Annotated in this window: 9 protein-coding genes and 1 pseudogene; 6 read left to right on the forward strand and 4 right to left on the reverse strand. The window is 61.0% G+C overall.

The features are described 5' to 3' along the window. The coding region (locus GCT13_RS46015; protein WP_152767547.1) for a transposase at positions 1-206 on the reverse strand (206 nt) is incomplete at its 3' end. A gap of 92 nt (positions 207-298) precedes the next feature. Here GCT13_RS46015 and GCT13_RS46020 point away from each other — a divergent pair. After that, the gene (locus GCT13_RS46020) at positions 299-583 is read left to right on the forward strand and encodes an RES family NAD+ phosphorylase (RefSeq protein WP_321575055.1); all 285 of its coding nucleotides are present in this window, start codon (positions 299-301) and stop codon (positions 581-583) included. 596 nt (positions 584-1,179) lie between these two features. Here the strand turns inward: GCT13_RS46020 and GCT13_RS46030 are convergent. Further along, on the reverse strand, positions 1,180-2,298 hold the full coding sequence (locus GCT13_RS46030; RefSeq protein ID WP_152768256.1) for an alpha/beta fold hydrolase: 1,119 nt from the start codon (positions 2,296-2,298) through the stop codon (positions 1,180-1,182). Between the two features lie 256 nt (positions 2,299-2,554). Next, positions 2,555-3,142 carry a glycine zipper domain-containing protein gene (locus GCT13_RS46035; protein ID WP_152768257.1) on the reverse strand — a complete coding sequence of 196 codons (588 nt, stop codon included), beginning with the start codon at positions 3,140-3,142 and terminating at the stop codon, positions 2,555-2,557. Between the two features lie 344 nt (positions 3,143-3,486). Between GCT13_RS46035 and GCT13_RS46040 the strand changes: the two genes are divergently transcribed. The 5 genes and pseudogenes from GCT13_RS46040 to denD all read left to right on the forward strand — a co-directional run bounded on the left by GCT13_RS46040 (position 3,487) and on the right by denD (position 7,371). Then, positions 3,487-3,903 (forward strand): hypothetical protein, encoded by a 417-nt coding sequence (locus GCT13_RS46040; RefSeq protein ID WP_152768258.1) that lies wholly within the window; start codon positions 3,487-3,489, stop codon positions 3,901-3,903. A 629-nt stretch (positions 3,904-4,532) separates the two neighbouring features. Further along, positions 4,533-4,973: a hypothetical protein gene (locus GCT13_RS46050; RefSeq protein ID WP_227747378.1), complete on the forward strand. Its 441-nt coding sequence runs from the start codon at positions 4,533-4,535 to the stop codon at positions 4,971-4,973. A 513-nt stretch (positions 4,974-5,486) separates the two neighbouring features. Continuing rightward, positions 5,487-5,819: a hypothetical protein gene (locus tag GCT13_RS46055; RefSeq protein WP_193727969.1), complete on the forward strand. Its 333-nt coding sequence runs from the start codon at positions 5,487-5,489 to the stop codon at positions 5,817-5,819. A gap of 151 nt (positions 5,820-5,970) precedes the next feature. Further along, a pseudogene (locus tag GCT13_RS46060) lies at positions 5,971-6,359 on the forward strand (TIM barrel protein); the annotation flags it as partial. 31 nt (positions 6,360-6,390) lie between these two features. Further along, positions 6,391-7,371: a D-erythronate dehydrogenase gene (gene denD / locus GCT13_RS46065; protein WP_152768260.1), complete on the forward strand. Its 981-nt coding sequence runs from the start codon at positions 6,391-6,393 to the stop codon at positions 7,369-7,371. A 396-nt stretch (positions 7,372-7,767) separates the two neighbouring features. On the opposite strand, the gene GCT13_RS46075 is transcribed toward denD, so the two are convergent. Beyond that, positions 7,768-7,978: transposase (locus tag GCT13_RS46075; RefSeq protein ID WP_193727911.1), on the reverse strand; the 211-nt coding region annotated here is incomplete at its 5' end.

Raw genomic sequence — 7,978 nt, forward strand, 5'->3', positions numbered from 1 at the left:
ATTGGCGGTGCAGCTGGGGGCGCGTTGCCCGCGTCGAACACATCGGCAACCCGCTCCTGCAACTGCTTCTTCCAGTCCGTGATCTGGTTCGGATGGACATCAAATTGCTGGGCCAACTCTGCCAGCGTCTTGTCGCCCTTAAGCGCCGCTAGTGCCACCTTTGCCTTGAATGCCGGTGAGTGTGTCCGTCGGTTTCGTTTCGTCATCTTCTGGTTCCTTGTCGCCGGCCATTATGACCGACTCACGCCCCAGCTTTTCCACTCAATGAACTGTCCGAATTTCCGGAGCCACCTCTATCATTCCCGCCAGATTTCCCGAAAGGGTCGTGGAACGTATCAATCCAGCCAGCTTGCCTGCCGACTGGCGGGAGATCTCCGCGCGCGATGAACTACAACAGATCGGGGCCGCATGGTCGCGGACGCGCGCCACTGCTGTGCTGGCCGTTCCCAGCGCCGTAGTTCCTGCTGAAACCAATTATCTGCTCAATCCCAATCACGCCGATTTCGTCCATGTCGAAATTGGGGCGCGTGAGGAGTGGCTGACCGATCCGCGGCTGCTGCGGCGCGCTGGGAGGCCGGAATAGCGGCCGGTGCCAATAGAAAGGCGCAACGAAGGGTTAAGGACGATCACGTCTTTAATTTTACATAAAACGAACTAGCGATGTCGCTACATACTGATAAGGGATACGAATCAATCGCCGATTGGCCGCCTAGAAATCGAAACGAACTGCGCGCACAGGCGCTTCTCGGGATTTCTGAGTATGCTAGAGAGCCGCATCCCCATTCCTCCGTCGCTCGGTTACGGCGCGCTGCGCGGCTGAACAATGACGACAGCAGTGAGGAGCGGATGGCGACGGTGACCCCGTTTTTTTCAACCGCGGGTGTGGCGAGAATCGGTTCGAGGAGGAGGAATCTTCTGTCAGACATGCTGTGACCGTACGGCGAAAAAATGCTTTCCTTGGCCAGGTAAGGGAGTGGCAGCTTTCTGCCTTAACGGCGCCGTGGCGGATTTCTTGATGGGTGTAAAGCCCACCTCCAACTTGCAGGATCCGGCGCAGCGGCTGATCAGCCTTGTTGGCCGCGCACCCGCATACGCTCGATGCACTTGATGCCGCGCCCCGTTGTGGAAGCTGCAAAGTTGCGCCGTGGTTTTCGCCATGCCATTGCAACCGTGTCCCATTCAGCGCCCCTGCGCAAGCCAGCGCGCAATCGGAACCCAGTTCTCGCGCAGTGCCCGCTGCCCCATGAAGAGTCCGATATGGCCACCGTTGGCCACGGCCTCCTGCACGTCCCCGGGTTCCGTGCCAAGCAGCACCTTCGCGGCGAACACCTGCTCTTTCGGCGTAATGTGATCGTGCGCACCGGCGAGCAGGTACGTGGGGCACTTTATATTCGTGAGATCAAGCCTTTTGCCCAGTGCCACAAACTCACCTCTGGCCAGGCGGTTCTGCTTGAACAACTGGTCGATTACCTGCAGGTACCAGGTACCCGGCAGGTCAAGCGTGTATTCGTACCAGCGCTCGAACTGTTCGAAGCGCGTCACGTAGCTCGGATCGTCCAGATGTTCGTAGAGTTCAACAAACTTGCCAAAATACTGCGTGACAGGTTGCAGGTTCTTGAAGCCCTCCAGCATGTACGCGCCTTTCAGAAGGCCGTCCCCGCCGCGAACGAGATCTTCGTAAAAGCGTAACGGCAGCGCGTGTGCCGCCCGCGTGATTGCCCCGTCGCCGGCATCGGTATCGATCGGCGCGCCGGCGATCACGAGCCGGGCCACCTTGCCCGGAAAACGCGCGGCGTACATCGCCGCGCACCAGCCACCCTGGCAGAGGCCCACGAGGTTGACCCGGTTGCCGAGCTCATCCACGCACAGATCGATTTCGGCGAGATAGTTGCCGATGTTATAGAAGCGCATCTGCGGCGTCGCGCTTCGCCAGTCTGTCGCGAACACGCTGGAACAGCCTGCATTCACCAGCGTTTCGATCAGACTCTGGCCCGGGAGAAAATCGGCAATCGTCGACGAATGGCCAGCATACGGACATAGCACCAGGACCGGTACGCAACTGCCCTGCGAGAATTCGCGCAGCGCCATCGTGGGCAGTTCGAGGGCGATCCGGTTCCTTGTTGCCCACTGCGGCGGGGCATGGCTCACCTGGGTCTTCTCGATCTCGCGCATGAACCGAACCGCCTTCTCGACGGTATGCAGGGCTGTTTCTTCGAGCTCCAGCGCAAGGCCGAACGGCCAGAACAGTGGCACCCCGACCTCGGGATAGTGATGTGCCTGCTGAATCTCGTGTCTCATGTCCGTCTCTCGCTCTTCGTCGGCGTTGCCTCAGCACCGCGCGGTCTGCAGCCCAGCAGTTCTATGCGTTGGCGGCATAAGCAGTACTCAAGATATCGCCTCTGCTTGGCCTAACCTCCTTATTGCGACACCCATCGCAAAAGCCTTGGCGTTGCGTTACGGTGGATGGGTCACGCTAGAACTTAGCCGTGCACGCACGCGCGGATTGAAGCGGCAGCTTTCGAAGGCTGCCGTTTTTCGTTTCCAGCCTTGCCCGTCAGCCCTGTTGCTGGTTGAGTTCGGTGAGCGGCACGGGCGTTTGGCGCGGATCGAAATCTGCCCATTTGCCGCGCTGCCAGCGACCCGTCGCGCGCTCGATTTCGGCGCCGCCGGCATCGCGCAGGATGCGCGCGGCTTCCATCTGGGTTTCAGGGCACACGTGCACAGCAACGAGCACACCCGAGTTGCGCAACTTGTGATGTATGACGTCGTGGTGCGCGTGCGGAGCGCTGCGCGCATGCATCATCCTGCCGCCCAGCAAACCCAGATAAGCGCCGACACCCGCCGCGATCACGACGACGGGCATCGACCCCGCAAACAGCGTGAAGATCGCGGCGCCGATCACGGCGCCCGCCACGGCGCCGATCGTCATCGCTTGATGATGGCGATGCAGCGACGGTGGCGCGGACGAGATCGTGGGCGGCGCGCCCGCGTGTTCGTCGAGGGGGTGAAGCGCGTGCTGGCCGCGCGGATTGACGAAGAACAGCGAGACGTCTTCCCCGAGGAATCCGTTGTCGAACAGCTTTTGCGCTGCGTCTTCAGCGGCGGGGAAGATGGTGAAACGTCCAGCGACGATGAGTGACATGGCGCCCCCTATCGTTCGGAAGCCAGGAGCGAAACCCCGCCGGACGTCGCGATGAACGGCGCAGCGGGTTGAGACTTCGGATGGGAACATTGTGTTCGCCATGACTTAAACCAAACTTAAGGGACGCGGCCCGACATTTTTTTTGCCCGATACGTTTCCAGGTCACGTCGACGAAACCATGCAACTGCCTGCCGTAACTAAGCTCGCGCGTTCTTCATGTCACCGACGGCCATTATTCGTCTGAGACTTACGTTTTGTCACCACCCCAGGGTCAACTCCTTCCGTTGTGCTTCCGTTAAACGGGCAGCGCTGAACTTTCTCGGGCGCCTAACAAGGAGTCACCCATGAAGACGATTTACGCCGCTCTCGCTTCCGCTCTGCTCGTTTCGACAGTTTTCGCACAGACCGCTCCGCCGACACCTTCGACCGCCGCAACCAAGGCGGCGCAAGCCGGCCAGACCAACTTGAAGGCCAGCACCGAAGTGCAAACGGACGCATCGAAGATCGACGGCGCGGCCAAGGAAGCCGGCAGTGTGACCGACAAGGCAACCAGCAAGGCAACTGATAAGGCAAGCGCCGAAGTTCATGCGAACAAGAAGCGCGCGGTGCACGTCAAAAAGACTCAAGCGCACAAGCTGAGCAAGAAGGAGCCAGGCACAGAAGAGGCCGAGGAAAAGGCCAAGACCGATACCGGCAACGAGGTCTCGACGGCGCCAGTGAAGGCCGACACCAAGACCGATGCCGTGACCAAGACGCAATAACGTCATCGGACTTCGGCACACACCAGCCAGTAGGCATAAAGCTGGATGTGCCATTCAAGGCGAGTCTTCCGACTCGCCTCTTTTGTGATCGTTTCGCTTTGGGTCGTAACGATTAGCCACAAAACACAAGACCCGCCCGTTCACGCGCATCGACCTGAAGGGTCATGTTCAGAGCGACGACTGGTGCCCCGGCGCGCTTTGCTCTTTTGATGCCATGCCTTGAGGCCGTGACGTAGACCGACTATTCCTTCATATCTTCAAACGACTCCCCAGCTCGCAACCTGCCTAGCCGGTCGCTGGCGTCGGCAACCTCAGAAAAGGGCGCACGCTGCAGCTGTCGGTCGCAGGGGGTCACAATGGCTGCGAACTACCTAAAGCCGTCGTCATCGAGTGATCAAATTCCCCAATTGCACCGCGGTGGAATGCCGTCGAGATGACCGTTTCCGTGTCCCATATCGCGCTCGATGCGATGCGTCGCGGACAAGGCAACATGAACACCGCGCAGACGCTATGTCTGGCCATGATCCTTACCGGATTGCTGGCGGAGGCTGGCTACGGGATTGCGACGACAAGGTTCCGGGACGCAATGCAATCGAGATGGGCAATGTTGCCCGAGAGGGAGAATTAGAATGAACCATAGAAGATTGCTGCCGGCGGCGCTAGCGTCTGCGGGGCTGACTGCGTGTGGGTGGCTGCACGAAGGGCCGAGCGCGTCAGACATCGACGGCGCCGTCCGTCGGGCGCTGGACGCGACGAACAAGGGAGGCCTGAATGCCCTTGCGGGCAATCCGCTGCCGACCTCCGACACGGTGGCATCAGTGAAATCCGATGGTGACTGCGCGAAAGCATCGAACGCGAGCGGTAGCCTTGTATTCACTTGCAACGTTAGCATCGTCCTACGGCCGGATCAGTCAAATGATCAAGGCGCGACCCTTCACGCAGAATTGCAGTTCGGAGGAGATATCAATGGTCGCTGGCAGACCTCCGACATCAACCGTGCGCTTGTTGTTGGCACAGCGAAATCAATCATCGATCAGGCGAGTCACGCGCTGTCTGGACAGGCTGCATGAGCCCACAATAATCCTGAATATAGTTTTCAGTCCCAGACCGTCAGCGGGGTCATGCTGGTCCGGTCTGATCGCCACACTGAATCGCGTCACCAGCAAGGCCGGTCGGAAGGCGCTCACCAAGGCACAGCTGTTGCCACTGCCGCTGACCAAAGTCCGTGCCATGTCGCTTGAGTGCGAAATGGCGCTCGTCACAATGCGAAGTGGTCACAGTGGTGTCAAACAGATGAGCTGTCTGCTCTCGGCGGAGCACGCCCCACCTTCACTTTCTCGGAAAAGCGCGACACATCCATTGCGGGGTGCGTCGCGTGCTCCAACGCCGGCAGTTCGAAGTCATGCATCGGCAGTTCCAGCGCCGCAGCTGTCGACATATCGCCTGTCACGAGTGGCGAACGCATGACCTTGCTGCAATTGAGCCGGCTCCAGTCGTCGCGTGAAGCCGTCGAGCCTAAAATGGATGCACGCCTGCGCCGCGAACCGCGACGCTTCAGCGAATCGACGACGCGAGGAGGGGCTATGCTTCGCGCAAAGATCATCGGCCGGCCAATTGCTGTGGTGGGTGCACTGACGCTATGGGGGTGCGTCTACTATGGCCCATACAGCTACTATCCGGGCGCCGGTGGCTACTACGCCTGTACCAGCGCCGCGGCAGCATCTGCTGAGGGTCAGCAACCGGCTTTGGCGAGCGGCCGCGTCGGCGCGGCGACAACTCCAAATGTCCTGCCGTCATCCGGCCAGAACTGCACGTTCGTGTCCGTGCCGCCGCCCGCGTACTATCCCAACCCCATTTATTACGGCTACCCGGCGTACTACTACGGCTATCCGTGGCCTGCATATTACGGATGGTAGGGGTCGTGCGTGGCGATCCTGGACTAGGGAGCCGTAGAACGTATCAATTCTGTCAACTTCGCACTGGGCGTGGCGCACACTGTCGCCGCCTCTCGGAGAGGAACGTCACCGGCAGATTGCTTCGAGCGATGGTATCCCGCTTCGGTGCGTGCAGACCGCGCAGGCCGACGGCATCACGATCGTCATCGAGCTGATCAGTACGCGCGACACATTCCGGGCTTCTTTCTGGCCGCGACGCGCAGGCGATCTGTGGAGAGGTCGGCGCGCCGAACCTGCAGGTGCAGTTCGATTGCTACCACAATCGTCGAAGGCGATCTCGCGGTGAAGCTGAAGCGCGACATGCCGCGCATCGACCACATCCAGATCGCGGGCGTGCCCGAGCGGCACGAGTCGGACATTGGCGAACTAAACTATTTGTATCTGTTCGATCTGATCGACTCGCTCGGCTACGAAGGCTGGATCGGCCGCGAATACCGGCCGCGCGCGGGAACGTCGGCGAGGCTCGGCTGGTTGAAGCCGTACCTGCGCCGCGATGTCTGACTGATTCTGTCTGAACGGAACGAAGGACGTCATGAAAGTACTGGTTACCGGAGGCGCCGGATTTCTCGGCCAGCGTCTCGCGCGTGCACTGCTCGCACGCGGCGCACTGAAGAGCGAGGACGGCAAGCGTCAGCCGATCACCGAGCTCGTGCTGCTCGACGTCGAGCGTCCCGCTGATTTCGGCGACAGCCGTGTGCGCACGGAAGTGGGCGACATCGCGGAGCGCAGCGTGCTCAAGCGCGTGATCGACGACAAGACCGACGCGATCTTCCATCTTGCTGCGATCGTCAGCGGCCAGGCGGAAGCGGATTTCGATCTAGGCATGCGCATCAATCTCGATGCGTCGCGGCTGTTGCTCGAAACGTGCCGGCAGCGTGGGCATCGGCCGCGCGTCGTATTCACGAGCTCGGTCGCCGTGTACGGCGGCGATCTGCCCGACGTCGTGCAGAACGACACCGCGCTGAATCCGCAATCGTCGTATGGCACGCAAAAGGCCATTGCGGAGCTGCTGCTGAACGACTATACGCGGCGCGGGTTCGTCGGCGGCCGCGTGCTGCGGCTGCCGACGATCAGCGTGCGGCCCGGCAAGCCGAACGCCGCGGCGTCGTCGTTTGCGAGCGGCATCATCCGCGAGCCGCTGAACGGCGAAGAGGCGATCTGTCCAGTGACGGGCAGCACGCGCCTGTGGCTGCTGTCGCCGCGCAAAGCGATCGAGTGCTTGATCGCCGGCTGCGAGCTCGATGCGGCCGCACTTGGCAACCAGCGCGTGGTGAATCTGCCCGGTATCTCGGTCAGCGTGGACGAGATGATTGCCGCGTTGCGCGAGGTGGCGGGCGAGCGCGTCGTGGAGCGCATCGAATGGAAGCCGGATCCACGCGTCGAGACGATCGTCGGCAGTTGGCCTGCGCGGTGGGACACGTCGCGCGCGGAGCACCTCGGGCTCTCCGGCGATCATACGTTTACAGCCGTGATCTGCAATTACATCGAAGACGAGAACGTGCACGTCGTCTGACAACCCGGCGCCGAACCACACCGCATGCCGGCCCGCGCAATCAGGGTGCGCTTCATTCTTGCGCCCGAATGGTGATGCCCGATGCCCTTGGCTCCAGCAATCAACGTCGCCCCGCACAGCCCCATTTCGCGGGCGAGATAGACAAGCCAGTCGCCACGTAATTGCTCGGGCGTTATTGCGGCGCGTCGCGGTCCCGCCGCCCGGCGCTTCTCCTCATCCGTCGGGCACGGGCGCAGGCGGCAGAGCAGCAGCGGCGAGCGTTGTATCGGAGAGCATGTCACGAGGCGCGCGCTAAGGGACCTACCCCTCTCAGTCAAATACCACCGGCAAAGCCGGTGGCTTGAAATTGTGAGCGCCTCAAAGGCGCCCATAAAACCGTGAGCCGCCGGTGGCGGCTTACTCCATGACCAGCTTCATCTGGTCGTATCGCTCATCCTCTTCTTCCTGATTGCGGATGTACGCTCGCACCATGTGCTCATCCAGCCCCACCGTAGAAACGAAGTAGCCTCGGGCCCAAAAGTGCTCGCCGGTAAAATTTCGCTGCCGTGCTCCGTACTTCCGGGCTATCTGAATTGCGCTTTTGCCCTTGATGTACCCGACCACATTC

Origin of the sequence: Paraburkholderia franconis, from assembly GCF_009362735.1 — a bacterium.
Lineage (GTDB): Bacteria > Pseudomonadota > Gammaproteobacteria > Burkholderiales > Burkholderiaceae > Paraburkholderia > Paraburkholderia franconis.